At 34.5% G+C, this 26,191-nt stretch carries 22 protein-coding genes and 3 tRNA genes; 12 read left to right on the top strand and 13 right to left on the bottom strand.

What is annotated here, in order from left to right:
* Positions 1–42: 42 nt before the first annotated feature.
* The 5 genes from AC0NBN_RS05045 to rimO all read left to right on the top strand — a co-directional run bounded on the left by AC0NBN_RS05045 (position 43) and on the right by rimO (position 6,075).
* Positions 43–1,140 (top strand): glycosyltransferase, encoded by a 1,098-nt coding sequence (locus AC0NBN_RS05045; RefSeq protein WP_160811969.1) that lies wholly within the window; start codon positions 43–45, stop codon positions 1,138–1,140.
* Entirely contained in the window at positions 1,130–2,461 is a 1,332-nt protein-coding gene (locus AC0NBN_RS05040) for a GH39 family glycosyl hydrolase (RefSeq protein WP_160811968.1), read from the top strand. Before AC0NBN_RS05045 ends, AC0NBN_RS05040 begins: the two co-directional genes overlap by 11 nt.
* A gap of 173 nt (positions 2,462–2,634) precedes the next feature.
* Complete coding sequence (gene rfbC, locus AC0NBN_RS05035; RefSeq protein ID WP_160811967.1) at positions 2,635–3,180, top strand: dTDP-4-dehydrorhamnose 3,5-epimerase; 546 nt, start codon at positions 2,635–2,637, stop codon at positions 3,178–3,180.
* 129 nt (positions 3,181–3,309) lie between these two features.
* Positions 3,310–4,659, top strand: a complete 1,350-nt coding sequence (locus tag AC0NBN_RS05030) for an exopolysaccharide biosynthesis polyprenyl glycosylphosphotransferase (protein WP_160811966.1) — start codon at positions 3,310–3,312, stop codon at positions 4,657–4,659.
* 114 nt (positions 4,660–4,773) lie between these two features.
* A complete protein-coding gene (rimO, locus tag AC0NBN_RS05025; RefSeq protein WP_143884403.1) occupies positions 4,774–6,075 on the top strand; it encodes a 30S ribosomal protein S12 methylthiotransferase RimO in 1,302 nt (433 codons plus the stop codon).
* 55 nt (positions 6,076–6,130) lie between these two features.
* Here the strand turns inward: rimO and AC0NBN_RS05020 are convergent, their stop codons facing one another.
* Positions 6,131–7,000: a sugar phosphate isomerase/epimerase family protein gene (locus AC0NBN_RS05020; protein ID WP_160811965.1), complete on the bottom strand. Its 870-nt coding sequence runs from the start codon at positions 6,998–7,000 to the stop codon at positions 6,131–6,133.
* Positions 7,000–7,467 (bottom strand): acyl-CoA thioesterase, encoded by a 468-nt coding sequence (locus tag AC0NBN_RS05015; protein WP_143884401.1) that lies wholly within the window; start codon positions 7,465–7,467, stop codon positions 7,000–7,002. Before AC0NBN_RS05015 ends, AC0NBN_RS05020 begins: the two co-directional genes overlap by 1 nt.
* Positions 7,468–7,580: 113 nt before the next feature.
* Here AC0NBN_RS05015 and AC0NBN_RS05010 point away from each other — a divergent pair, with 113 nt between their 5' ends.
* Positions 7,581–7,931, top strand: coding sequence for an ArsC/Spx/MgsR family protein (locus tag AC0NBN_RS05010; protein ID WP_160811964.1), 351 nt, complete (start codon positions 7,581–7,583; stop codon positions 7,929–7,931).
* Positions 7,932–8,139: 208 nt separating this feature from the next.
* On the opposite strand, the gene AC0NBN_RS05005 is transcribed toward AC0NBN_RS05010, so the two are convergent.
* From AC0NBN_RS05005 to katG, 5 genes are all read right to left on the bottom strand, one after another.
* Positions 8,140–9,018, bottom strand: coding sequence for a YitT family protein (locus AC0NBN_RS05005; protein WP_160811963.1), 879 nt, complete (start codon positions 9,016–9,018; stop codon positions 8,140–8,142).
* 2 nt (positions 9,019–9,020) lie between these two features.
* A complete protein-coding gene (locus AC0NBN_RS05000) occupies positions 9,021–9,602 on the bottom strand; it encodes an HD domain-containing protein (RefSeq protein WP_160811962.1) in 582 nt (193 codons plus the stop codon).
* 26 nt (positions 9,603–9,628) lie between these two features.
* Positions 9,629–11,593: an adenylate/guanylate cyclase domain-containing protein gene (locus AC0NBN_RS04995; RefSeq protein ID WP_160811961.1), complete on the bottom strand. Its 1,965-nt coding sequence runs from the start codon at positions 11,591–11,593 to the stop codon at positions 9,629–9,631.
* 154 nt (positions 11,594–11,747) lie between these two features.
* A complete protein-coding gene (locus AC0NBN_RS04990; RefSeq protein WP_160811960.1) occupies positions 11,748–14,081 on the bottom strand; it encodes an adenylate/guanylate cyclase domain-containing protein in 2,334 nt (777 codons plus the stop codon).
* Between the two features lie 110 nt (positions 14,082–14,191).
* On the bottom strand, positions 14,192–16,486 hold the full coding sequence (gene katG, locus AC0NBN_RS04985; RefSeq protein ID WP_143884395.1) for a catalase/peroxidase HPI: 2,295 nt from the start codon (positions 16,484–16,486) through the stop codon (positions 14,192–14,194).
* A gap of 246 nt (positions 16,487–16,732) precedes the next feature.
* Here katG and AC0NBN_RS04980 point away from each other — a divergent pair, with 246 nt between their 5' ends.
* Positions 16,733–17,020, top strand: a complete 288-nt coding sequence (locus tag AC0NBN_RS04980; protein WP_143884394.1) for a GNAT family N-acetyltransferase — start codon at positions 16,733–16,735, stop codon at positions 17,018–17,020.
* A 1-nt stretch (position 17,021) separates the two neighbouring features.
* On the opposite strand, the gene AC0NBN_RS04975 is transcribed toward AC0NBN_RS04980, so the two are convergent.
* The gene (locus AC0NBN_RS04975) at positions 17,022–18,113 is read right to left on the bottom strand and encodes an MBL fold metallo-hydrolase (RefSeq protein ID WP_160811959.1); all 1,092 of its coding nucleotides are present in this window, start codon (positions 18,111–18,113) and stop codon (positions 17,022–17,024) included.
* Positions 18,114–18,258: 145 nt separating this feature from the next.
* On the opposite strand from AC0NBN_RS04975, the gene AC0NBN_RS04970 reads away from it, so the two are divergent.
* Complete coding sequence (locus AC0NBN_RS04970; protein WP_474467307.1) at positions 18,259–19,785, top strand: S41 family peptidase; 1,527 nt, start codon at positions 18,259–18,261, stop codon at positions 19,783–19,785.
* 86 nt (positions 19,786–19,871) lie between these two features.
* Here the strand turns inward: AC0NBN_RS04970 and prmC are convergent, their stop codons facing one another.
* The 4 genes from prmC to AC0NBN_RS04950 are packed head-to-tail and all read right to left on the bottom strand — an operon-like array spanning position 19,872 to position 22,806.
* Complete coding sequence (gene prmC / locus AC0NBN_RS04965; protein WP_160811958.1) at positions 19,872–20,723, bottom strand: peptide chain release factor N(5)-glutamine methyltransferase; 852 nt, start codon at positions 20,721–20,723, stop codon at positions 19,872–19,874.
* Positions 20,720–21,478, bottom strand: coding sequence for a peroxide stress protein YaaA (gene yaaA, locus AC0NBN_RS04960; protein WP_160811957.1), 759 nt, complete (start codon positions 21,476–21,478; stop codon positions 20,720–20,722). Before yaaA ends, prmC begins: the two co-directional genes overlap by 4 nt.
* Before the next feature lie 2 nt (positions 21,479–21,480).
* On the bottom strand, positions 21,481–22,182 hold the full coding sequence (locus AC0NBN_RS04955) for a CPBP family intramembrane glutamic endopeptidase (protein ID WP_160811956.1): 702 nt from the start codon (positions 22,180–22,182) through the stop codon (positions 21,481–21,483).
* Between the two features lie 12 nt (positions 22,183–22,194).
* Complete coding sequence (locus AC0NBN_RS04950; RefSeq protein WP_160811955.1) at positions 22,195–22,806, bottom strand: L-threonylcarbamoyladenylate synthase; 612 nt, start codon at positions 22,804–22,806, stop codon at positions 22,195–22,197.
* Positions 22,807–22,906: 100 nt separating this feature from the next.
* Here AC0NBN_RS04950 and AC0NBN_RS04945 point away from each other — a divergent pair.
* The 3 genes from AC0NBN_RS04945 (at position 22,907) to AC0NBN_RS04935 (ending at position 23,207) form a co-directional block, all read left to right on the top strand.
* Positions 22,907–22,979: transfer RNA gene (locus AC0NBN_RS04945), tRNA-Met, on the top strand.
* Positions 22,980–23,018: 39 nt separating this feature from the next.
* A tRNA-Met gene (locus AC0NBN_RS04940) sits at positions 23,019–23,091 on the top strand.
* Between the two features lie 40 nt (positions 23,092–23,131).
* A tRNA-Met gene (locus AC0NBN_RS04935) sits at positions 23,132–23,207 on the top strand.
* A gap of 78 nt (positions 23,208–23,285) precedes the next feature.
* Here the strand turns inward: AC0NBN_RS04935 and AC0NBN_RS04930 are convergent.
* Positions 23,286–23,786: a hypothetical protein gene (locus AC0NBN_RS04930; RefSeq protein WP_160814137.1), complete on the bottom strand. Its 501-nt coding sequence runs from the start codon at positions 23,784–23,786 to the stop codon at positions 23,286–23,288.
* Between the two features lie 269 nt (positions 23,787–24,055).
* Between AC0NBN_RS04930 and AC0NBN_RS04925 the strand changes: the two genes are divergently transcribed.
* A complete protein-coding gene (locus AC0NBN_RS04925; protein WP_160814136.1) occupies positions 24,056–26,041 on the top strand; it encodes a urocanate hydratase in 1,986 nt (661 codons plus the stop codon).
* Positions 26,042–26,191 lie beyond the last annotated feature (150 nt).

The raw sequence follows: 26,191 nt of genomic DNA, 5'->3' as shown, positions 1-26,191 counted from the left end.
GTAATATAACTAATTGTTGTTGAATTGTAAAAAAAATAAGTTTTGAGAAAAGAAATACAAATTGTTCAATTCGTAGAAGCTTTTGGGGGCGGAGTTTACACTTACGTAAAAGATCTATGTAATTTTTTAGTATTAAATGAAAGTACATCAAATATTAAAATTCATTTAATATACAGCCCAAATAGAGTAGAATTTGACATAGAAATTTTCAAAAAAGAAATTCATCCAAATGTGATACTGCATGAGTTAAAAATAGATCGGAAAATTAATTTGTCAAAAGATATAAAAATCATAAAACAAATACGTAAACTTTTAAAAGAAATACAGCCTGATATACTTCACTTGCACTCTTCAAAAGCCGGTGTTATAGGACGTTTTGCTTCTTTTCGACTTGTTGAAAAAAACAAAATCTTTTATTCTCCGCATGGTTATTCATTTTTGCAAAAAAATATCTCCAATAAAATGACTTTCTTTTACAAGTTTGTAGAATACGCAACGCCTTTTCTATTTGGTGGAATAACCATTGCTTCAGGGTATACGGAATATAAAATTTCCAAAAAAATATCTAAATCTTTACTTATTAAAAATGGAGTTGATTTTATGTTGCCAGAAAAATTACAAAATCATCAACAGAATAAGCAATTGACAATAGGTACCATCGGAAGGCTGACGCTACAGAAAAATCCAAAATTATTTAATACTATTGCAGAAAAACTTCCAGAGGTAAATTTTATCTGGATTGGAAATGGTGAATTAGAAAATGAAATTACATCAAAGAATATTATTGTTACAGGATGGGTAAAAACCAGAGAAGAATTACTTAAAAAACTTAATGAGGTTGATGTTTATCTTCAGGTATCATTATGGGAAGGTTTACCCATAGCTTTAATTGAGGCTATGGCTATGAGAAAGCCCTTATTGGTAAGTAATATAGTTGGGAATAAAGATTGTGTTGAAAATGGCTATAATGGATTTACATTCGAGTCTGTAGATGAAGCTGTTGATAAAATTAATTTTTTAAAAGATAGTAATCATAGAAAAAAAATGGGAGATAATTCTTTTAATAAAGGATTTAATGAATATAATAAAGTGAAAAATTTTCATGAATTGGTTGAAATATATTTAAGTTATGATAAATAATATAGTTAAATTTATATTTCAAATGATCCGTAAAAATTTTCTTTTCCGCAAACTCACAAGTAAGTATTTTGTCTTTACCAGTTTATTATTTATCTTCCTTACACCATTTTCATGTCAGAATTTATCAGGAAATATAACTGTAGATTTTCAGAAAAATAAACAGGTCCATTCGATGGTAGGTTTTTTACATTTCAATAATATTCGAAAATTAGAACCTCATCTGAAGCAATTAAAACCAAAATATTGGAGATTTAGATGGATGGATGATTCTACTGAAGCAGTTAATTTGTTGATTAAAAATGGTATCATTCCAATAATTGTTTTAAGTGATAAATACGGATATCCTGATAATCTCGGAAAAAATTGGAAAACACCATTAAAATCTGATGAATATAAAGAGACAGTAAAGTATATTTACTCCAAGCTAGGAAATAGAGTAATTTATGATATATGGAATGAGCCTTATATGAGTGGTTTTGGCGGCTTCTCATCTGAAGATTTTTTTATTTTATTTAAAGAAATTCATGATCTCATACGATCCCGTCCGGGAGGGCATGATGCATTAATTACTGGTCCCTCGTTTGAGGAATTAAATAGATATGAAATAGAAAATTTTTTTAAATTTTGTAACGACAATAATATAAGATTTGATATCTTGTCTTGGCATGAATGGAGAAATGAAGGCGATTTAAAAAATATGTCATCGGATATTTACTGGGTTAAAAATTACCTCTTGAAAAGATACCCTAAAATAGGCATAAAAAAGATAGTGTTAACAGAAATAATACACGCGAATATTCAATTTTCGCCAACGCAAGTTTTTAAAGTGTATGACACCTTAGAAAAAGATAAAATAGACGGAGCTTGTAGAGGTTGTTTTTTTGAAAGTGAAGAAGTTATAAATTGTGAAAATAATTCTATAACTGGCTTATTAGATCAGTCCGGAAACCCTAGATCAATTTGGTGGGCTACAAAGTTGTACTCCCAGAGTACAGAAAATAGGGTAGAAAGCAAAGCAACTCTGGATGACATGATAAGTTTTGCTTCTTATGATAAAAATAATGGGTATCTGCTGCTGGCTAACAATTATAAACAGACAATAAAAAATATTAATGTAATTTTTAAATTAAAAGGACTCCCTCTTTTTAAAAATAACAAAAAGCTAAAAATTTATTTATATAAAATTCCAAATACAGAAAAAGATATACTTAAATTCCCCATTTTTGTCTATACTAAATTTGAAACTGTAAAAAATGGTACTTTAAATCTGGAAATTAAGGATCTTGCACCGCAAGAACTTTTATATATAATTGTAAAATAACCTTTAAAAATCAAGTGTCGAAAGGCTGATACAACAATTTAATTTACAAAAAATACCAAACATGTAAGAATTTACAGATAACCAAAAAAAATTTCAAATAATCAGAAAAATATAATGTTTTTTTTAGTCAACTTTTTATCTTTGATGTTTAATTTTTACATTTGAAATTAATAATGAAAATAACAAAAACATCCCTAAAAGACTGCTATATTATAGAACCTACTGTTTTCGAAGATGAAAGAGGGTATTTTTTCGAAAAATTCAATGAAAAAAAATTTGAAGAGTTAACGGGAATGAACGGACATTTTGTTCAGGATAATATTTCTAAATCTTCTTACGGAGTTTTGAGAGGTTTACATTTGCAAAAAGGGGATAATGCTCAGGCAAAATTAGTATCTTGTTTAGAAGGCAGGGTTCTTGATGTTGCTGTAGATTTAAGACAAGATTCCCCTACCTTCGGAAAATGGCTTTCTCTTGAATTAACTGCTGAAAATAGACTACAGCTATATATTCCAAGAGGTTTTGGGCATGGTTTTTCTGTTCTCAGCAAATCCGCTGTATTTTCATATAAATGTGACAATTTTTATCATAAAGAATCTGAGGGAGGTGTTCTTTGGAATGATATTGATCTTAATATAGATTGGCAGCTTCCTGCGAAAGACATTATATTGTCAGAAAAAGATAAAACTTTGCCGCCTTTTTCATTTAAAAATTTTTAATATATTTATAAAATCATTATTGCGATTTCTGCTTAACAATGTTGGCTCATTCAGCATATTTGGAAATGTTTGAAAATGTGATTGTTAAATATGCTAGTTTATCTCTTTAGACATTTGCCTAAAATTTTCATGGTAGTAGATTATTTTACTATTAATCTTATATTTTTTATTGGCAGGCTATACTTTTTTGAATTTAATGAGAATGATTTTTTACAAAATTTCAAAGCTCAGTTTTTTCTTCTGAACCTTTCTTGGTTTATTGTTACTGTTATTACGAAACCTTACGTAAATCTTAAGGTTAAAGAATCAACACTTCATTTTAATGCTCTTCTAAAATCATATCTGTTATTATTTGTTTTTACTGCAATTTATCTCAGTCTTATATTTTCCGTTAAAATTAATTACCAAAACCTCATTAAATACTTTCTGATTGTTGGTTTTTTGATGACCATAACGAGATTGATTCTCTTCCTGTATCGAAAAAAAAACAGAGTTAAATTAGGTAGAAATCTATATGTCTATAATACTGTTTTAATTGGCGAAAATAAATTATCCAACAATCTGTTATCTGACAAAAATTTAAGAAGACTGCTTGGTATAAGAGGTACATATGGTTGTGGACAAGAAAAAACTGTTCATAAATATTTAGGTGATATCAATCAATTGCTTAAGGATCTGGACCATATGAAAATCAGTAGCATTATTTTCTGTGATGATAATATCAATGCAAATTTGTACAAGAAAATTGTTGAAGTTGCAGAACATAAAATGATAAGAATTTATATGGTTCCAGGCTTCAAATATGCCAATCTTGGTCCTAATTATTTTGAAGTAGTACATGAAATTCCATTTCTGAAACTTATTAAAGAACCACTTTCAAATCCTAAAAAACAACTTTTAAAAAGAATTTTTGATATTGCTTTCTCTTCTCTAGTTATTATATTTTTATTATCATGGCTTATTCCTCTGGTAGCATTAATCATTCGGATAGAAAGCAATGAATCTGTTTTTTTTATTCAAAAAAGATCGGGATATAAAAATCAGCCTTTTAATTGTATTAAATTCAGAAGTATGACAAGCAATAAACAGGCTGATGTTCAAATTGCCAAAAGAAATGATTCCAGAGTTACAAAATTCGGATCATTAATGAGAAAAACAAGTATAGACGAATTGCCACAGTTCATTAATGTATTCTTAGGAGATATGTCTATTGTAGGACCCAGACCGCATATGATTTCTCAAACCGATATGTACTCCAAAATCACCAAAAAATATATGACAAGGCATATTGTAAAGCCTGGTATAACAGGCTGGGCACAAGTAATGGGGGCAAGAGGTGAGATTTTCACACACAAGGATATGGAAAAAAGGATCGAAAAAGATATCTGGTACATTCAGAATTGGTCTTTTTTTCTAGATATGAAGATTATTTTTCTTACTCTATACAATATTTTTAAAGGCGATGAACAAGCTTACTAAGATTTATTTCAAAATAAAATAATCACAAAATGCAGAATCGAATCTTTCGGTTCTTTTTTTATTCTTAAATTTGCAGCCACAAAAAATACTTAAATACTTATTATTCAATATAAAATGCGCACAAAATCTGTAGGGAAGAAGAAAATAAATATCGTCACATTAGGATGCTCCAAAAATGTTTACGATTCTGAAGTGCTGATGAGCCAGCTGAAAGCCAACGGAAAAGAAGTTGTGCACGAAGACAAAGGAGACATTGTGGTGATCAATACCTGTGGTTTTATAGACAATGCTAAAGAAGAATCAATCAACACAATACTTGATTTTGTTGAAGCTAAAAACAGAGGTGAGGTTGAAAAAGTTTTCGTTACAGGATGTCTTTCCGAAAGATATAAGCCGGATTTAGTAAAAGAAATTCCTGATGTAGACCAATATTTCGGAACGAGGGATCTTCCGATTTTGTTGAAACATTTAGGAGCAGATTACAAGCATGAATTGGTTGGAGAACGATTAACAACGACTCCAAAACATTATGCTTACCTTAAAATATCTGAAGGTTGTGACAGACCTTGTTCTTTCTGTGCAATTCCTTTGATGAGAGGCGGTCACGTTTCTACACCGATTGAAAAATTAGTGAAAGAAGCTGAAAAACTCGCAAAGGTCGGAGTAAAAGAATTAATTCTTATCGCTCAGGATTTAACGTATTACGGTTTGGATATATATAAAAGAAGAGCTTTAGGCGACCTTTTAAAAGAACTGGTAAAAGTTGAAGGAATCGAATGGATTCGTCTTCATTATGCTTTTCCAAGTGGTTTTCCGGAAGATGTACTGGATATTATCCGTGAAGAACCAAAAGTTTGTAATTATATAGATATTCCGCTTCAGCACATCAATTCAGATTTGCTTAAATCCATGAAAAGAGGAACGACTCACGAAAAGACGGATGCTCTTTTAACCAAATTCAGAGAGAAGGTTCCGGATATGGCAATCAGAACAACTTTAATTGTAGGTTATCCGGGAGAAACTGAAGAAAGATTTCAGGAACTGAAAGAGTGGGTAAAAATGCAGAAGTTCGACAGATTGGGATGCTTTACTTATTCTCACGAAGAAAATACTACTGCTTATGTTTTAGAAGACGACATTCCGCAGGAAGTAAAAGAAGCAAGAGTAGAAGAGATCATGGAACTTCAGTCTCAGATTTCCTGGGAAAAGAATCAGGCAAAAATAGGAGAGGTTTACAAGTGCATTTTTGACCGTAAGGAAGGAAATTATTTTGTAGGACGTACTGAATATGATTCTCCGGATGTGGACAATACCGTATTGGTTTCTGCCGAAAACAAGTATATCTCAATTGGTGAATTTGCCAATGTCAAGATTACTTCAGCCGAAGAATTTGACCTGTATGGTGAGTTGATTTAGAATTTTTATAGTAAATATAGGAAGCCAGAATTAGAATTGTTCTGGCTTTTTTTCATTATATATCAAAATAATTGTTTTGCTGGATAAATTTTTTACTCAAGACAATGCTTTCAAATATATTTTTATCGCTGGAATCCTGCTCCAGAAACCAATGCTTTAATCCTGCTTTTTCTTTATGCCTGAAAATGGTTTCAAAATCAATAGTTCCGTTTCCTATTTCAGTGAAATCCTGATTTTCTGCTTTCATGTCTTTCACGTGCCACAAAGGAAATCTTCCGGGATATTTTTCAAAATAATCTATAGGGTTGAGTCCTGCTTTTGCAATCCAGTACAGATCAAGCTCCATTTTCACCATATTTGATGAAGTGTTTTTTAAAATGAAATCATAAACACTGTTTTTTTCATCAAAAGCATCAAACTCGAAATCATGGTTATGATAAGCAAACTGAATGTTTGCTTTTTGGGTAGCTTCACCAGACTTTTCAAGCAAATCAGGAAGCTTTTTGTAATTTTCCATGGTTCTCTCTTCAGGAAAAATATATGAACAAACCATATATTTAATGTCTAAAGACTGCAAGTCTTCTACAGTTTGTTCCCAATTGTTCATCAGACTGCCTCTTCCTGACTGTACAACTCCTGTTGTGTGGTGTGAGCTAATGACTTTCAGACCTGTGTTTTTCAGAATCTTTTTAAATTCATTGAGGTTTTTCCCGAAAAATAAACCATCGTAACCATAAATTTCAATTTGATTAAATCCTAATTGTGCCAGTTTTTCCAGTGCTTTTTCCGGATTTTGTGAAACAGCATCTCTGATGGTATAAAGCTGTATTGCTAAAGGTTTTTTTGTGATCATGTTCGAAACCCGACAGGAATATAAACCAAGAATGCCCAAAGCTGAAAGTTTTATGAAATCTTTTCTCTCCATCAAAGAAAAGGTTTCATTTCGTTCTCAATCTGAGTTCTGAGCTCCATCAGCCTTTTAGCATATTCCTCCTGTTTTTTTTCTTCTTCGGTAACGGGAATCCATTTAGGAACCGGAAGTTTTTTGCCATTTTCATCTACTGCAACAAAAACGATGATGCAGTGGGTTTTCTTATCAAAATCCGGCTGCTTTAGATTTCTCGAAAATACATTGATCGAAATATGCATGCTTGAAGAACCTGTGTAGATCACCTGCGCTTCAACCTTTACAATTTCTCCGATCTTGATGGGTTCGTAAAAACGTATTCCGCCAACATATACTGTTACAGAATAATTGCCGCTCCAGGTAGTTGCACAGGCATAGCCAGCCTGATCAATCCACTTCATTACACTTCCACCGTGAACGTTTCCGCCATAGTTGACATCCGAAGGCTCTGAAATAAACTGAAAAGTAACCGGTTTGTTCTCCATTTTGTTTTAATTTGAATAAAGATATTTATAATTTTTAAGATTTTACCTAAAATCTTATTTTGCAGATTTTAATTTTGCTGAATATTTTGTTTCTTTGACCTAAATTATCAATCATGAAGAAAGTTTTTTATCTGAATACTTGTGATACGTGCAGAAAGATTTTAGCACAGTTTGATCTGTCAGACTGGGAATTGAGAGAGATCAAAAAAGAGCCGGTTACTAAGGAAGAGCTGAACGAGATGTATGATAAAAGTCAATCTTACGAATCATTATTCAGCAAAAAATCTACGCAGATAAAACTCAGAGGTCTGGATGTAAAAGCTTTGAAGGAAAATGATTTTAAAGAACTGATTCTGGATCATTATACTTTTTTAAAACGTCCGGTTTTTCTTACGGATAAGCAGATTTTTATTGGAAATGATAAAAAGAATGTAGAAGCTCTTAAAGAATATTTTGGAGTTTAAATATAAACTTAGTCTTTTGATTCCATTTTTTATAGGTTTTTAGCATACTTCAAAGATCGCAAAAGCTATGGTTCTTTTAATAGCCCGGATAGAAACGGCATCCTTTTTTGTTTTCGGATGGAATATCAGCCCGGGAAAAAACAAAAAAGATATAGTGTATAGCCGGAAATAGCTCCTGAAAAAGCTTAACATTAATCATCAGATTTGATTAATGTTTTACGATTTCTTTTACGATTCCTCCCTGCGGTTCACGTACGGTTTGGGTGAAAATGAAAGCTTTTGGATCTATAGATTTTACAATATTCTGAAGTTTTCTCACTTCAAGACGGGTCACAATTGTAAAAATAATATCTACATCTGCACTCTGCTCAAAAGTTTCTTTCATAAATCCTCTTTCGCCTTTGTAAACAGTAATTCCGCGGTTCAAAGTAAGAACTAAAGCTTTTTTTATTTCTTCACTATTCCCCGAAATAATGGTGACTCCGGTGTAGGCTTCAATTCCTTCGATCACATATTTGGTAATCTGACTGGCAATGACGTAGGTAAGAATAGCATATAATGCGGTCTCAATCTTTAAAAATGATGCGGCAATCACGAAAATGATGATATTCATTCCCAAAATAATTTCGGTAATGCTGAAACTGCTTTTTTTGAAAGTCATTAATGCCAAAACTTCCATGCCGTCGAAGGTTCCGCCACCTCTCATACATAATCCAATACCGATTCCCAGAAAAACACCTCCGAAAATAGCAACCAATAATTTGTCGTGTGTAATTTCCGGAAAGTGGACAAAATTAAGTATCAATGCAATCAGAACAATCGCAACAGTACTGCGTATAGCAAAGTGTCGGCTTATTTTGAAATAAGCCAAAAGAACGAATGGAATGTTGAGCAAAATAAGTAAAATACCTAGATTCCAATGTTTTACTTCATGGAAAAGCAGCGAAATGCCGGTCACTCCGCCATCCAGAAAATGGTTGGGAACCAAGAAAATTTTGAGGGCAATGCTTGTTGAAATAACTCCTAAAAGCAGATAGATTATATCTGAAATGCTGAATAATGATCCGTGCGGTTTTTGAGAACTCATGCTTATGAATTTAATTTAGATTTAATAATGTCTAAATTTTCCTGTTTTTTCTGATTACGTGTTTTAATGGCTGTTTCGGTGAAGAAGTGGTGACTTTCCAGAAATTTTTCCTGCAGAAGATTCCAGTCACGCTCAGAATTTACAATTCCAAACATGGTAAGCTCTTCGAAAAGTTTGTCTCCGATGGTAAAAAAATCTTCTCTCCCCAAATAATCCAGATCTGCATCTGCCATGATTTGTTCCAGATGATTATTAGGTGACTGCGGAATTTTGGTTGCCATGATCATTCCGTTTATTTTTTGAATCTGAGAGTCGCTGTATCCGTAATCCGGAAGATATTCCTTAGCAATGTCGCATGACTTTTCCTCATGGTCTTTTGCGCCGTACAAAAATCCGGTATCATGGAATAAAGCTGCCGTTTTGAGAAGAACCATCTCTTCACCGGAAATTCCCTCAGAAACTGCTATTTTCTGAACTGCATCAATAACGTCCTTCACATGAAGTACACTGTGGTAAGAAAGATGTTTGGGAAGATTTTCCTTTAATTTCTGGAGTATAACTTTTTTTATTTTTTCGTATTCCATATTCAAAAATAAAGATAAAAAATTTTTTAGTTGTTTTTTATTTGGAGAGCAAAATACATATCCATCGCACCTTTTCCTTTGGTATCTATCTTACCCCTGTATTCGCAGATGATCTTGTCTTTAATTAGCTGATAAGTAGAATCAGAAATATTGATTTTACCTTTTTCACTGTTTTGTTCCATTCTTGCGGCGGTATTTACGGTGTCTCCCCAAATGTCGTACGCAAATTTTTTGAGACCAACAATTCCTGCAACCAGAGATCCTGAGTTGATCCCAATTCTTATTTCAAGCGTTTCAGGATTTGTTTTCTTTCGGTTTTCAATAAATTGTAAAATGTCTAAAGCTGCCAAAACCGTTTGATATGCATGTTGCGGATTCTGATTTGGAAGTCCGCAGACCGAAAGATAAGCGTCTCCAATGGTTTTTATTTTTTCCAGACCATGTTTTTCCATGATCAGATCAAATGCGGTAAAACAATCGTTGAGTTCTACAAGCATTCTTTCGGCTCCCATTTTTTCGGAATTTTGAGTAAAATTTACAAAGTCTGTAAATAAGACAGTCACCTCGTCATAATATTTAGCTTCTGAACTTCCGTTTTCCTTCAGCTCTTCGGCAACTTCCTGCGGAAGAATATTGAGCAGTAATGTTTCTGTTTTATGTTTCTCAACCTGTAGTTCTTTTGTTCTCTCATCTACCTGTTTTTCGAGAATGTCGTTTTGGTTTTGTAAGATATGCTGTTTTTCCTGTTCCTGCAAAAGATTGATTTCAGAAAGTCTGTTTACCTCATCAAGCTGTTTTTTCAAACTTAAATTGGTTGCTGCAAACTGCCATGCAAGATACGCTGAAATGGAAACAGGAAAGCTAATGAAAACGAAGAGCGCAAAATATCCCATCCCGTCCGTATCCATAATATTGTCTGCATCTACAATATTAAAAGAATCCAAAAGGAAAACGACCAATGTGATTACAGTAAACAAAAAGAAAGTTAGAATTCCGCCTCCAACGATAAAAGCTGATTTTTCTCTTTTTATCATGGCTTTTATAATAAGATAAAAAGATTCCATGGCTGCAAAAAACAAATAAAAAATACAGAAAATAAAGGATATTTCTGGTGAGAAAAAGTGAATGATGATCAGTAAGACCGGAATTGCAAGCATAATTCTGAATCTCAATCTGCTTTTTCCGAATAACGTATTCACAAAACCTGTTAAAGAGCCACCGAATATGATAAGTGCATACAAAGCAATAAGGAGATAAAGTCTGAATTTTGCAGGATCTTCAATCTCATAGATAAGGAGAACCATATAGCTCATCGCACAAATTGAAAGGTTGTAAGTGGAAAAATAAAAATTGTATACCGCCTTTCTGTAAAAAATAAAAAGTAAAAGATGTATAAATCCTAACGCAAGAAAAATACCGCAAATCAACATTGTATAAAAGTTGATATTTCTGGAAATAGACATCTTGTTTTCCACGTAAGCGTTTGCCGGAGAAAAAGTGATATTTATTGCTTTTGAACCAAAATTCACCGATGAAACCCCATCCTTTTCTATGGATGGCTTATATCTAATTGCCAATACATTTTTTTCGGTACTGTCAAAGGAGATAATTAAAGGTTTAGCGTCTTTTATTTTTGAAATCTGCTTTTCTCCTACACCAATTTTACCAAGGGTTTTTATTTTTTTTCCATTAAGAAAAATTTCGGAAGCTCCGGATTGGTTAACCTCTAAAAAAAGAGGTTTTCCGATAAGGTTACTGTCGATTTTAAAATGATATCGAAACCAAAAAACCTGACTTTTCTTTAAAAGATCACGTGAAGTGAAATCAATAAATTTCCATTGAGAATCATTAAAATTTGTTTGTGCAAAAGCTGGATTGTCATTTGTGGAAAACTTACATTTTCCTTCAATGGCAAAGCCTTCCTCTACTTCTTTTTCATATAAAATCTGAAGATTCTCCGCAGTGTTTTGCGCAGAATAAAAATGTTGCATTAATATTATTGCAATATAAAGCAGTCGGAGAAGTAGACTTTTTTTCAAACCTTTATATTTTAAGTTGGTAGAATTTGCTGATTGATACGCTATCAATCTGTAAAGATAATCAGAAAATATGTTGGCTGAAATAGTGAGTTTTTTGTAATCACAATTATAATTTTTCTACAAAATACATATCCAGTTCACCTTTTCCTTTTACCTCTATTTTACCTCTGTATTCGCAAACGAATTTGTTTTTTATCAAATCGTATGTAAAGCCAGAAATATTGAGCCTGCCTTTCTGGCTGTTTTGCTCCATTCTTGCCGCTGTGTTTACGGTGTCTCCCCAGATATCGTATGCAAACTTTTTCACTCCGACAATTCCGGCAATCACTGGTCCTGAATGTATTCCAATCCTTATATCCAAAGCATTGGGATTATTTTCCTTTCTCTTTTTGATGTAATCTAAAATTTCCAATCCCGCATTAACTGCGTTTTCTGCATGCTCTTCATTAGAAACCGGTAATCCGCTTACCGCAAGATAAGCATCTCCAATGGTTTTTATTTTTTCCAGATTATATCTGTCCATAATTTTGTCAAATTCTGTAAAGCAGATGTTGAGTTCATTAAGAACTTCTTGTACACCTATTCTTTCTGAATTTGCAGTGAAATTGACAAAATCGGTAAATAAAACTGAAACTTCATCAAAATGTTTTGCACTTGTTTTACCTTTTTCTTTCAGCTCTTCTGCCACTTCATGCGGAAGAATATTCAGCAGAAGATTTTCAGATTTTTGTTTTTCTTCGGCTATTTTCTTATTGTCTTTACGCTTTTGGTTATAAGAAAAGCCTGCAAAACCCAACAGCAACAAAGACAAACCAGCACCAATTGCCCACATATTTTTTTCGGATTTTGAGGTTTCTAATTCTGCTTTGGCAATGGCGTCTTTTTTCTCTTGATTAATTTGAGCTAATTTTTTCTCCTGAATATATCTTTGTTCTGCTGCTTTTTTTTGTTGAACATAGGTAAGCTCTATTTCTCTGCGTTTCAGGTCTTCTTCCAAAAGCAATCTTTTCTTTTCGGCTTCGGTCTTGGCTTCGGCTTGTTTTTTTTCGTACTCGAATTTTAAGGCTTTTAGTTCAATCTCTTTTTGCAGCTGAATACGTTTAGTAGCTTCCTGAAGTTCTATTTTGGCTTTTTGTTCACGCAATTCGTAATCAGATTGGGTATTCAGAAATTCTTTCATTTTATCCAAACCGTACGTTTCTTCTTTTTTATCAATGTATTTTTTTCGATAAAAAAGAGCTTGTTCATAATTTCCCAATTCTTCGTTTACTTTCGATAGATTATCAAAATTAGTAATAATAAGTTCTGGACTTAGGAAAGTATCAGTAGATTCTAAAAATTGGGAGTTCTCTTTTAAATCATTTAGAAGTAGTTCTAATTTTTGTTTTCTCTCTACATCGCTCATATTAGAACTCGATTGCGTTAATTTTTTAAGCAAAATTTCATTCCGCTTAGAAAGGTATGAAAATTTAGTAGATGAAATATCTTTTTCTGGGGCAATTGCAATTGCTTTTTTAATATATTCTTCCGCTTGATCTAATTTGTTTTGCTGTAAAAAAATACTTGCGTAACCGTAGTAAATACTTCCTAAAGCAATATTGTTATTGCCTCCTTTAAAAAACGCATTGGCTTTATCGGTATATTTTTTTGCTAAATCCAACTCTTTTTTTTCGGCATAAATAATTCCTAAAAAAGCATAACAAAGATTTACTAAATCCTGATTCTTGGACAAAGAAACTGTTTTTTGATATGAATTGAGCGATTTGTCGTAATCTTTAGCACTCATGTAAAAACTACCTAACAAAAGATAGGCAATATCTAACCTTTCTGGTTCGTTTTTCTTTACGTAGTCAATATACTTATTCGATTCTAAATAGCCCTCTCTAAAGTTGCTCTGAATGATTAAATTGGTGAACAATCCCTGATAAGCCATGGTGACATATTTTTTGTCTATTTCCTTGCCTTCATCATACAAACGGATATTTTTTTTGTAATTTTCCGTGGCTTTGGTATATTGTTTTTTAAAGATGTTTACACCAGCTGTGGCATAATTTAGTAATCCTACATGGTCATAATTTTTGGAATTGGCTAACAAAAGATGAGCTTCGTTAATGTATTTTTCAGAATTTTTCAAATCTCCTTTCTGCAAAAAAAATTGTGAGAGAAAAATATTTATTCTACCGGCCTCATCATTATTATTCATTTTCTTAGCATTTTCTTCGCTTCTGGTTAAAAAAACAAAAACACTATCTGTTTTCCCTTGCATTCCGTAAGCGTCAGCAAGCTGCAAATAATGGATGTGTTTATCTTTAGGGCTTTTTGCAGAAGTCAGTTTACTCTTCAGTTCCAGAATTTCTTTAGATTCCTGACCTTTAACGTCGATCCACCCGGCAAAAACACCGAATAAAGCAGTAGAAAAGATGATTAAGTGATTCTTCAAGACCGAGTATTTATATTTTCACAAAAATAAGAAAAGTTTAATCTTTTGAATAAAAAATCCCTCAAAGTTTAAAAACAATGAAGGATTATTAATATGATGATGAAATATGCTTATTTCAGATCAAAGCGGTCGGCATTCATTACCTTAGTCCAGGCTTTGACAAAATCTTTTACAAATTTTTCTTTATTATCGTCCTGTGCATACACTTCTGCATACGCTCTCAGGATAGAATTGGAACCAAATACCAAATCTACTCTGGTTGCGGTAAATTTTGTTTCGCCAGACTTTCTGTCTACAATATTATATAAATTTTCTCCTGCTGGCTGCCATTTGTAGTTCATATCCGTAAGATTCACAAAGAAATCATTACTCAAAACTCCAGTATTTTCTGTGAAAACACCATGTCGGGTCCCGCCAAAATTGGTTCCCAGAACTCTCATTCCGCCAATAAGAACGGTCATTTCCGGTGCAGTAAGTCCCATGAGCTGAGTTCTGTCGAGCATCATTTCTTCCGGAGTTACAACATAGTTTTTCTTCTGCCAGTTTCTATATGCATCATGTAATGGCTCCAGCTCTGCAAAAGATTCCACATCAGTCTGTTCCTGAGAAGCATCACCTCTTCCTGGTGCAAAAGGAACTTTTACATCGAATCCGGCTTCTTTGGCAGCCTGCTCTACAGCTGCACTTCCTCCTAAAACAATTAAATCCGCAATGCTTATTTTTTTGTCTGAGCCAGCTTGAATCATTTCGAGAACATTTAAAACTTTTTTAAGTCTTTCAGGCTCGTTTCCTTCCCAGTTTTTCATGGGTTCAAGACGAATTCTTGCTCCGTTTGCTCCGCCTCTGAAGTCAGAGCCTCGGAATGTTCTTGCGGAATCCCAAGCGGTATTGATCAGCTCAGCCTTACTCAACCCCGAACTTAAAATTTTTGTTTTTAAAGCTTCTATTTCATCATCAGAAAGTGTGTAGTCTACTGTAGGAATAGGATCTTGCCATATAAGATCTTCCGCAGGAACATCAGCTCCAAGATATCTTGATTTTGGACCCAGATCTCTGTGCGTAAGTTTAAACCATGCTCTGGCAAAGACATCTTGAAAATATTCAGGATTCTCACGAAATTTTTCTGAAATTTTTCTGTATTCAGGATCTACTTTCAAAGCCATGTCTGCATCGGTCATCATAGGGTTTCTGCGTACATCAGGATTGTGGGCATCTACAGGTTTATCTTCTTCGGCAATATTTACAGGCTCATACTGCCATGCTCCCGCCGGACTTTTTCTCAGTTCCCAGTCATATTTGAACAGCAAATCAAAATATTCATTATCAAATCTTGTCGGATGGGTTGTCCATGCTCCTTCAATTCCGGAGGTTACTGTATTTCCTCCGCCGCCTTTAGGATTTATCCATCCAAAACCTTGGTTTTCAATACCGGCTTCTTCAGGATCACTATCCAAAGTGGAAGCGTCACCATTTCCGTGAGCTTTTCCTACGGTATGTCCGCCGGCTGTAAGAGCTACTGTTTCTTCATCATTCATCGCCATTCTTTTGAAAGTGGTTCTCATATCCTGAGCGGTTTTCAAAGGATCAGGATTTCCGTCAACACCTTCAGGATTTACGTATATTAATCCCATCATCACAGCAGCAAGAGGATTTTCCAGATCTCTTTCTCCGGAATATCGGCTTCCTTCGCTTCCTGTTGGAGCAAGCCATTCTTTCTCGCTTCCCCAGTAGATATCTTTTTCAGGATGCCATATATCTTCTCTTCCGCCTGCAAATCCAAAAGTTTTAAAGCCCATAGATTCATAAGCTATATTTCCTGCAAGAATCATAAGGTCTGCCCAGGATAATTTATTTCCATATTTTTTCTTAATAGGCCAAAGCAGTCTTCTTGCTTTATCCAAATTGGCATTATCTGGCCATGAATTCAACGGGGCAAATCTTTGGTTTCCCGTATTTGCGCCACCTCTTCCGTCAGCAACTCTGTATGTTCCTGCAGCGTGCCACGCCATTCTGATCATCAATCCTCCATAATGTCCCCAATCTGCAGGCCACCATTCCTTACTTTCAGTCATCAGGTTTTTCAGATCAGATTTTACAGCTTCAAGATCCAGTTTTTTAAACTCTTCTGCATAATTGAAATCTTCTCCGAGAGGGTTGGTTTTTTTATCGTGTTGATGAAGTATGTCAAGATTTAGAGCTTTGGGCCACCAACTCATCACTGATTGGTCTGTGCCTGTATTTGCACCGTGCATAACGGGGCATTTTCCCGGACTGCTGTGGGAAGCATCTGGCGTAACAGGATTTTTTTCGTTCTGGCTGTGAATGGTTTCTCCTTGATTAGGATCATTTTTTTTCGAAAAATCGTCGTGAGGAAAAGGGCATTTACCTGAGTCTTGGTTATTCATAATAATTTATTTTTCAATTAATATTTCAAAATTAAAATAAGAATAATTGTGAAGGATAGTTTTTTAATTTTTAAAGATAATTTACGTGATAGATCAAATTAATTATATTTTTAAAATTAATTATTAAAATCTATAATATTTCAATACGCTATCTAAATTACAAATTTTAGTTTGAAATATTCATTAAATTTTTGTATTTTTAAAATAAAAACGATCCTCAATATCAACCATTACAAATAAGTTATCATGAATAATATTAAATTTCAAATATCTCCGTATCAAGATGAGCTGCAACTTATTATAGATGATGAAAAAGTTGGGTATATGTCAATCTCTTTAGACGGGCGGCTTCTGAATGTCTACTATACAAAAATTGATGAAAAGCATGAAGGGCATGGCTTTGCAAAGCTGCTTTTAGACAAGCTTGTAAATTATGCCGAAGAAAAAGATCTGATGATAGATCCGGAATGCGATTTTGTAAGGCAACAGCTAGAAAATCACCCGAAAAGATATAAAGGAATCTGGCACGATTAAGTTATTGCCACCACCGTTCGAATGATGTTTCATCATTGTGGAGTTCTAAAACTTCGCCAATTTTCGGTGTTAAAACTTTAATGTTGTGTTCTTTTGCCAAAGAAGTCACTTTTTGAAGCGGTTCGTTCCAGGGATGAAGCGCCAGTGCAAATTTTCCGGAATGAACAGGGATTATTTTCTTTGCATTGATATCAAGACTTGCCTGTATCACATCTTCCGGTAGCGCGTGAATATATTTCCATGCTTCATTATACTGTCCGTTTTCCAGAATGGCAAGATCAAAAGGTCCGAAATTTTTTCCTATATTTTTAAAATGGGTATCATAGCCGCTGTCGCCGCCCAAAAATATCTTCATTGAAGATGACTGAAGTACGTAGGATGTCCATAAAGTATTGTTTCGGCTAAATTTTCTTCCGGAAAAGTGTCTTGCGGGTGTAAAGGTAATCTTAAATTGTTTTTTAAGCTCAACAACAGCGTCCCAGTCTTCTTCTATTAGCTGGTCTTCAGAATATCCCCATCTTTCAAAATGCGCTCCGACTCCCAAAGGAAGAATGACTTTTTCAACCCTGTTGCGGATTGCTTTTACCGTAGGAAAATCAAGATGATCGTAATGATCGTGGGTAATGACAAGATAATCAATAGCAGGAATATCTTCAGGTTTAAAGATATCTGAACCTTCAAAAGCTTTGTTAAATATCGGAAAAGGCGAGCCGTATTTACTTAAAACAGGATCTATCAAAAACGAAACACCTTCAATTTTTAAGAAGTAAGAAGAATGTCCCAGCCAGACAAAAACATCCTTATCCTGAGGTAAATTCTTCAGGTCTGAATGTATTGCGGGTATAGCCTGGGCAGGCTTCAATAAAGGGTCTTTTTTACCCAGAAAAAATTCTGACATTACTTTGGGCATAGAATAGCCTTCTGCAAACTGAGGAGTAAAACTCTGATTCTGAAACTGCTTGTTTTTGAAGTTTTTAGACTGTAAAATTCTTTCCCGGCGTTTTCCTTTCGGATTTGCTCCGAAAACTTCTGATGAAAGAATGAAATAAGCTAATACAAATAGTATAGTGATAATAACTAAAAAATAGATCATTTGGCTTTTTTAAATATAAAACAATAATGAATGATTCTTCATAATGATAAAGTTAATCAACTTTTTTAACTGACGGATGAGTTTCTGTTTTACTTTTTAATTTTCAATAAAGTTTTAGTAATTTTATTTTTTAAACCGCTTAACCTTGAAATATCTTTTTTTTATTGCTTTAGCAGTCATTTTTTCTTCCTGTACTTCTGTGAAAAACTATAACGAGCAGAGACTGGAAATGATCTCTCCGGAAAATCTCAGAAAAGATGTAGACTTTGCTTATTCTAAACTTCAGCAGCTTCATCCAAAACTATACTGGTACATCTCTAAAAAGGAACTTGATTATAAATTTGACAGCATTAAAAATACGATAAATAAGCCACTCAATTCTGTACAGTTTTATTTCAAATTGCAGCCTGTTATTGCGCAGATCAAAGAAGGTCATCTTTCTCTGAGAATGCCTGCAAAAAGATTTTCGAAAAAAGAAATTAAGACACTGAAAAATAAAAAAGGACTTTTCGGAAGATTTGAGTACCGTCTTGAGGGTGAGCATCTTTATTTTACAGAGAATAAAGATTCTGTTGAGAATATTAAACCGGGAACAGAACTCCTGAGTATTAATGATGAACCTGTTTCAAAATATATCAGAAAATATAGTAAATTAATCAATAGTGATGGTGAAAATACAACGTTCCAGCCTTATTATCTGAACGATGTTTTCTTTAATTTTTATGTTGCTGAAAAAGGAATTCTGGACAGCGCAAAAATTGAAACGCTTTATGAAAACAAAAGAAAGCAAATCATTTTAAAACGACAATCAAAGAACGAAAAAGAGCTCGAAAAAGAAAAAACAGACCGCAAAAGAACTCCTGAAAAAAAGATCAACGATTATGTAGCATTCAGCAATTCTTATAACAGGAGTTTTAAATTTCTGGACAAAGACAGTACGGTTGCATATATGAAGATCAAGAGCTTTTCGGGAACTTTCTCTCAGAAATTTTATAAAGAAACATTTTCTAAAATTAAAAATGCCCAATCTTCCTATCTGATTATTGACATCAGGAACAATTACGGAGGCTCGCTTTCTGAGATCAATAATCTCTACTCTTATCTTGCGAAAGAACCTTTTGTCCTGATCAAACCTTCAGAATTAACCTCCAGAATGAGTCCGTTCAGAACTAATTATTTTCGAAAAGCCAATCCGCTGCAGTATACTTTCAAAAGTCTAGCTTATCCCGGTTACTTTTTTTATCAGGCTTTTAATGTTTACAAAGGTAAAGACGGAATTGCGTATTACAAGATGAAAGAGAATAAATCTACAAAGCCTAAAGAAGATGCTTTTTCAGGGAAGGTATATGTACTGATCAACGGAAGCAGTTTCTCTGCCTCATCGGTAATTTCGTCAAAATTAAAGTATGACAAACGAGCTGTTTTGGTAGGTGAAGAAACAGGAGGCGCCAATGACGGAACGGTAGCAGGATTTTATTCTTATCAAAAGTTACCCCATTCTAAAATAGAATTTCCGATTGGTTTGCTTTTGGTGCAGCCTAACATTGAGTTTGAAGAGAAACAGCGGGGCGTTGTTCCTGATGTTGAAGTCATAGAAAGTTTGCAGGATGTAATTGATAAAAAAGATGTGCAGCTGGAATGGATTTTAAACAATATTGCAGCCCATAAATAATTTTAAGTCTTTCAGATATAAGATCGAAATTTCCTTTAGCCGTAAAAAAATGCAGAGAAAAGACAACCAGGTAGGAGTTTCAGTCTTTATTTTTTAACGACTATAAATCTGTCATTTCCGCTAAGATCTTTTATTAGTTCCGCTTCAGTGAAACCTTTTTCATATAAAGCCAATGTTTCATGCCCTAATTTCTGATTGATTTCAAGAAATACAAACCCGTTTTTATGCAGATATTTCTTTGCATCTTCTGCAATTTTTCTATAAAAAATCAGCGCATCTGAAGTAGGAGAAAACAACGCCATTGTGGGTTCAAAGTTTTTAACAGCATCAGCAATTTCAGTTTCTTCATTTATTCCAATATAAGGTGGATTTGAAATAATAATATCGAAATTCTGATTCAAATCGTAATTAAGATAATCAGCATGAATGAAATGAATGTCAGACTGATGAAATTCTGCATTTTTTCTGGCAGTTTTCAAGGCTTCTTCAGAGAAGTCAACGGTGTAAACTACAGCTTCAGGAAAATGTTTTTTCAAAACTAAAGGAATGATTCCGCTTCCGGTTCCGATATCAAGAATTTTCATATCCTGAATTTTGAGTTCAGAACTTTGGATTTTTTGTAGTGCAATTTCCAGCAGCTCTTCTGTTTCCGGACGTGGAATCAGCACATTTTCATCCACAAAAATTTTCATTCCGTAAAATTCAGTTTCACCCAAAATCTGCTGATAAGGTTTTCCTGTTTTTAGTTCTGAAATAATGTGTCTGAATTTTCTTTCATGTTCTTCTGAGATTTCCTTATCTGAAAACTGTCTTTGTTGAATTGTATTCCAGCCCAGAATATATTCGGCAAACAGTTGAAACATAAAACGGTTTTCCGATTCTTCATATAAATCAGAAATGTTTTGAGCAAAAATTTTCTTTATTTCTTCAAATTTCATCGTACAAAAACAAGATGGTTATCCGTTGATTTTTCTTCATCAATTCTGTAGCCTTCATAGTTGAATGCTTTTACATCGTTCAGCGTTTCAGCATTATTTTCTGCGCAGAATCTTGCGACAAGACCTCTTGCATGTTTGGTATAAACAACGATGGTTTTCAGTTTTCCTTCTTTCAGCTCATAAAAATCAAAATCAATCATCTGATGATTCAGTTTTTTTCGGTCAATTACTTTTACGTATTCGTTGCTTGCAAGGTTAAGAAGGATTTCATTTTTTTTCATCTCAGAATTAAGCAGATCAGTTACTTTTTCTGTCCAGAAGCTGTAGAGGTTTTTATATTCTTCAAATTCAAAATTTCTTCCCATTTCCAGACGGTAAAGCATTACTTTGTCAGAAGGTTTCAGTAATCCATATAATCCGGAAAGTATTCTGTGATTTTTTTGAAGATAATCCACGGCTTTTTTATCTAAGCTTTTGGCATCTAAACCTCTGTAAACCTCTCCTGTAAAAGCAAATAGGGCAGGACATGATTCTTTTGCCGTTGGTTTGGCCTTCCATTTTTGGTTTCTCTCCCAGTTTTCGTCAGCGAGTTTAGACGAAATTTCCATTAATTCTGAAAGATATTTGGGAGTTTTTTCTTTCAAATAAGATTGGATTAATGCTGCTTCATCAATAAATTTGGGTGTTGTGGAACGAAGAAGATCAGTTGAATAATCTACATTCATCAGTTTTGCGGGAGAAGTTATAATTTTCATAACTATAATAAAGATAAGTGTTTAATATCGATCATATTCATCATCATCAAAGAAATGAAATCAATAAGAAAATGACAGATGACCAGAATTTTAATATTGGAATATACTTTATAAAACATGGCAAAAACAAGTCCTATAAAAAATGGAACCGCAACCTGCCCGATTGTTCCGTAAGTACTGTGAAGAAGTCCAAACAAAAGTGCAGAACCTACCACGCCCAGCATCGGACTATTATAAATTTTCTCAATTCTTGGCTGAATGTAAGTCCTCATCAGCAGTTCTTCAATCACTCCTGCGGTAAGACAGGTAAATGCTATAAGCAGATAATTGTCTTGGAATAAAATTTTGAACTCTGCGAGTCTTTTGCTGATTTTTTCTTCTGTCAGAAAAATGATAATACCGTTCAGAAGAGCACCGCCAATTGTACATATAAGATACACAACAGCAACAGCACTCAAATAAAACAGAAAAGAATATTTTTTATCTTCCCAAACGAAAAAAGATCTGTCTTCTATGAAGAAATTATACAATAAAACCAATGCTAAAACCAACCATAGCGAAAGCCTGTTATAAAAAAATAAATCTGGTGATACTGCTTTATACTGAAAAAAAATATTGATAACAGGCATTGAGTACAGCATAAAAGCAGTAAGCAATACAAAGGTGAGGATTATACCTAAAGAATATCTACCGTTTAAACTCATTCTAAAGCAGATCTATATTTCTCCTTTTCCCTGACGAATGATCTCCGGTTCACCGGAAGTTAGATCTACAATGGTTGATGCTATATTATCTCCATAGCCGGAATCGATCACAATATCAACCAGATGATCGTACTTTTCAGCAATGAGTTCGGGATCAGTAGAATATTCAATAATTTCATCGTCATCTTTAATCGATGTAGAAGCGATAGGGTGTCCCAGTTTTTCTACAATTAGTTGAGGGATAGGATGATCAGGAACCCGTATCCCGATAGTTTTGTGGTTTTTGTAGGCTAAAGGCAGGTTTTTGTTGGCATCAAGGATAAAAGTAAACGGACCCGGAAGATGGCTTTTCAGAAATCTGAATATAGAAGTATCAATAGGTCTTGTAAAATCCGAAAGATGGCTTAGATCATTACATATGATAGAAAATTTTGCTTTTTCCAGCTTTTGCTTTTTTAGCTGGGCAAGTTTTTCCATTGCTTTAATGTCAAAAATATTACAGCCCAAAGCATATACCGTATCAGAAGGGTAGATGATAAGTCCACCATTATTCAATGTCTTAATTACCTCATTGATAAGATTTTCCTGAGGATTATCTGGATATATTTTTAAAATTTTTGCCATAAACAAATGTACGAATATTTAGATTGAATCAAAGAATATGCCTTATTTAAAAGAAAAACTTGCATTTTTAAGAATTATTCGTATATTTGCAGTCCAATATCGCGGGGTAGAGCAGTAGGTAGCTCGTCGGGCTCATAACCCGGAGGTCGCACGTTCGAGTCGTGTCCCCGCTACTAAGGTCACTTACCATTTTTTAGAGTGCAAAAATATATCGCGGGATGGAGCAGTAGGTAGCTCGTCGGGCTCATAACCCGAAGGTCATCGGTTCGAGTCCGGTTCCCGCTACTAAATATAACGTTTTCGGTAAACGTTTCAGAAAATATACCGCGGGGTAGAGCAGTAGGTAGCTCGTCGGGCTCATAACCCGGAGGTCGCACGTTCGAGTCGTGTCCCCGCTACCAACAGGAGAATCAGAGATGATTCTCCTTTTTTATTAAAGTGGTTTCTACTGATTATTTTTTCTAAACCTGAAAATCTGGCTATTTATTCATCAGAATATTCTCAATAGAATGCAAGATTTCCTGCTCTGTAATTTCTTCATTAAGATTTTCTATAGAATAAGTTTGCTCTTTAAGAGCGGCAGTTCCTGTTCCGTTCTGAAAAATAGTATCCTCGTGAATTTCGATTCTTTTGGAAACAATATTTCCGATAAACATGATATGCGGAAATTTACTGTTGGTATAAAAATTAGAATCAGGATTTCTGGAAATCTGAAGTTTAATATGAGCTCTGGAATTGATTCCTTTTCCTTCCCGGTTTTCCTCATTTACTGAGATTTTACATCCAAAACCGTTTTCTCTCAGCATTCTTCTGAATTCCTGCATTTTGGGATCAATAATATTTTTGCAGAGTTTTTTGAACTCTTCAAGAAAAAGATCTTCTTCGGTTTTCTTCTTTTCCAGACTTTCTTTCAGTTTTTGTTCTTCACTTTTTAGGTCAGAAAAAATACTTTTCAGTTTATTCAGGTTTTCTTCTCTCATTTGATCTGTATTTTAATATTGATTATAAAACAGTTATATTTTAATTAAACAATTCTTCGTTCTATCTGGATTCTGTAAAATTTCATTCCAACACTTCCGCAGATTCCAAATATAAAAAACCTGATGATTTTGTGAAATACTTTTTGCTTCAAAAGCTTTTTAAACACATGTCGAAGCCTGTTTCAGGTATAAATTTTTCTTTATATCTTTAAAACCTTGATTTTAGAACTATAATTTCAGCATTCAACCAAAGAATTTTAAACTGAACTATGACTTTCAAAGAGCAAATACAGCAAGGTATTCCAAGCCAGCTGCCACAACCGAAACCATACGAAACCAACATCAACCACGCTCCGAAACGTAAAGAAATTTTAACGGAAGAAGAAAAAAAATTAGCATTAAAGAATGCTTTACGGTATTTCGAACCTCAATTTCATGCAGAGTTAATTCAGGAGTTCAGAAAAGAACTTGATGAATACGGAAGAATTTATATGTACCGTTTTCGTCCGGATTACGAAATGAAGGCCAGACCAATTTCTGATTATCCCGGGAAATCTGAGCAGGCAAAAGCGATTATGCTGATGATTCAGAACAATCTGGATTATGCTGTAGCGCAACATCCTCACGAATTGATTACTTACGGTGGAAACGGAGGGGTTTTCTCCAACTGGGCGCAGTATCTTTTAACCATGAAATATCTGTCTGAAATGACGGACGAACAGACTCTGGTGATGTATTCCGGTCATCCGATGGGATTGTTTCCTTCGCATAAAAATGCGCCGAGAGTTGTCGTGACAAACGGAATGGTTATTCCTAACTATTCTAAACCCGATGACTGGGAAAAATTCAATGCGTTGGGGGTTTCGCAGTACGGACAAATGACGGCGGGAAGTTATATGTACATCGGTCCGCAGGGAATTGTTCACGGAACAACGATTACGGTTTTGAATGCATTCAGAAAAATAAATAAAGAACCAAAAGGCGGATTGTTCGTTACTTCAGGTTTGGGCGGAATGTCCGGAGCGCAGCCAAAAGCGGGAAATATTGCAGGTTGTGTGACGGTTTGTGCAGAAGTCAACCCGAAAATTACCAAAATTCGTCACGATCAGAAATGGGTGAACGAAATCCATGAAAATCTGGATGAACTGGTAGAAAGAGTAAAAAAGGCTCAGGAAAATAAAGAATCGGTTTCTCTGGCTTATCTTGGAAACATCGTTGAGGTTTGGGAAAAATTTGATCAGGAAAACATAAGAATTGATATTGGCAGCGATCAGACTTCGCTTCACAATCCTTGGGCAGGAGGGTATTATCCTGCCGGACAAAGCTTTGAAGAATCGAATATCATGATGGCAGAAAACCCTGAACTGTTTAAAGAAAAAGTTCAGGAAACACTGAAAAGACACGCTGCAGCCATCAATAAACATACAGAAAAAGGAACGTATTTCTTCGATTACGGCAACGCCTTTTTGCTGGAAGCTTCACGTGCGGGAGCCGATGTAATGTCAGATCATCCTACGTTGGGAAGAGAGTTCAAATTCCCTTCTTATGTTCAGGATATTATGGGACCGATGTGTTTCGATTACGGTTTCGGACCGTTCCGTTGGGTTTGTGCAAGCGGAAAACCGGAAGATTTGCAGAAAACGGATGAAATTGCCTGTCAGGTTTTAGAGGAAATGATTAAAAATTCTCCTGAAGAAATCCAGCAGCAGATGAAAGACAATATTCAGTGGATCAAAGGGGCGCAGGAAAATAATCTGGTGGTCGGTTCGCAGGCAAGAATTTTATATGCAGATGCAGAAGGACGAATGAAAATCGCTGAAGCCTTCAACAAAGCCATTGCCAACGGAGAAATCGGAGCGGTGGTTTTGGGAAGAGATCATCATGATGTATCGGGGACAGATTCTCCGTACAGAGAGACTTCCAATATTTATGACGGTTCGAGATTTACGGCAGATATGGCGATTCACAATGTGATTGGCGACAGTTTCCGTGGAGCAACCTGGGTTTCTATTCACAACGGAGGCGGAGTAGGTTGGGGCGAAGTGATCAATGGTGGTTTCGGGATGTTATTGGACGGAAGCGATGATGCCGACAGAAGATTAAAATCAATGCTCTTCTGGGATGTCAACAACGGAATTTCCCGACGAAGCTGGGCAAGAAATGAAGGTGCTGTTTTCGCCATCAAAAGAGCCATGGAAGCAGAACCGAATCTGAAAGTGACGCTCCCGAATTTTGTGGACGAGAGTTTGTTTTAAAATGTCATTGCGAGAACGAACCACGAAGCAATCTCTTAAATCTGCACAAGTATTTTAAACGGATTGCTTCGCTTTGCTTACAATGACAGATATAAAAAAACCTGCTGTGAGGCAGGTTTTTCTATATAATATAACGTGAGTTCGATTTAA

The organism is Chryseobacterium sp. L12, from assembly GCF_056133985.1.
Note: the sequence above shows the minus strand (reverse complement) of the source record. Positions and strands in the feature narration are given on the sequence as shown.

Bases quoted from the DNA above. Each gene is read 5' to 3' on its own strand.
- AC0NBN_RS05040 (WP_160811968.1), top strand. From the start codon at position 1,130: ATGATAAATAATATAGTTAAATTTATATTTCAAATGATCCGTAAAAAT.
- rfbC (WP_160811967.1), top strand. From the start codon at position 2,635: ATGAAAATAACAAAAACATCCCTAAAAGACTGCTATATTATAGAACCT.
- AC0NBN_RS05030 (WP_160811966.1), top strand. From the start codon at position 3,310: ATGGTAGTAGATTATTTTACTATTAATCTTATATTTTTTATTGGCAGG.
- rimO (WP_143884403.1), top strand. From the start codon at position 4,774: ATGCGCACAAAATCTGTAGGGAAGAAGAAAATAAATATCGTCACATTA.
- AC0NBN_RS05020 (WP_160811965.1), bottom strand. From the start codon at position 7,000: ATGGAGAGAAAAGATTTCATAAAACTTTCAGCTTTGGGCATTCTTGGT.
- AC0NBN_RS05015 (WP_143884401.1), bottom strand. From the start codon at position 7,467: ATGGAGAACAAACCGGTTACTTTTCAGTTTATTTCAGAGCCTTCGGAT.
- AC0NBN_RS05010 (WP_160811964.1), top strand. From the start codon at position 7,581: ATGAAGAAAGTTTTTTATCTGAATACTTGTGATACGTGCAGAAAGATT.
- AC0NBN_RS05005 (WP_160811963.1), bottom strand. From the start codon at position 9,018: ATGAGTTCTCAAAAACCGCACGGATCATTATTCAGCATTTCAGATATA.
- AC0NBN_RS05000 (WP_160811962.1), bottom strand. From the start codon at position 9,602: ATGGAATACGAAAAAATAAAAAAAGTTATACTCCAGAAATTAAAGGAA.
- AC0NBN_RS04995 (WP_160811961.1), bottom strand. From the start codon at position 11,593: ATGCAACATTTTTATTCTGCGCAAAACACTGCGGAGAATCTTCAGATT.
- katG (WP_143884395.1), bottom strand. From the start codon at position 16,486: ATGAATAACCAAGACTCAGGTAAATGCCCTTTTCCTCACGACGATTTT.
- AC0NBN_RS04980 (WP_143884394.1), top strand. From the start codon at position 16,733: ATGAATAATATTAAATTTCAAATATCTCCGTATCAAGATGAGCTGCAA.
- AC0NBN_RS04975 (WP_160811959.1), bottom strand. From the start codon at position 18,113: ATGATCTATTTTTTAGTTATTATCACTATACTATTTGTATTAGCTTAT.
- prmC (WP_160811958.1), bottom strand. From the start codon at position 20,723: ATGAAATTTGAAGAAATAAAGAAAATTTTTGCTCAAAACATTTCTGAT.
- yaaA (WP_160811957.1), bottom strand. From the start codon at position 21,478: ATGAAAATTATAACTTCTCCCGCAAAACTGATGAATGTAGATTATTCA.
- AC0NBN_RS04955 (WP_160811956.1), bottom strand. From the start codon at position 22,182: ATGAGTTTAAACGGTAGATATTCTTTAGGTATAATCCTCACCTTTGTA.
- AC0NBN_RS04950 (WP_160811955.1), bottom strand. From the start codon at position 22,806: ATGGCAAAAATTTTAAAAATATATCCAGATAATCCTCAGGAAAATCTT.
- AC0NBN_RS04930 (WP_160814137.1), bottom strand. From the start codon at position 23,786: ATGAGAGAAGAAAACCTGAATAAACTGAAAAGTATTTTTTCTGACCTA.
- AC0NBN_RS04925 (WP_160814136.1), top strand. From the start codon at position 24,056: ATGACTTTCAAAGAGCAAATACAGCAAGGTATTCCAAGCCAGCTGCCA.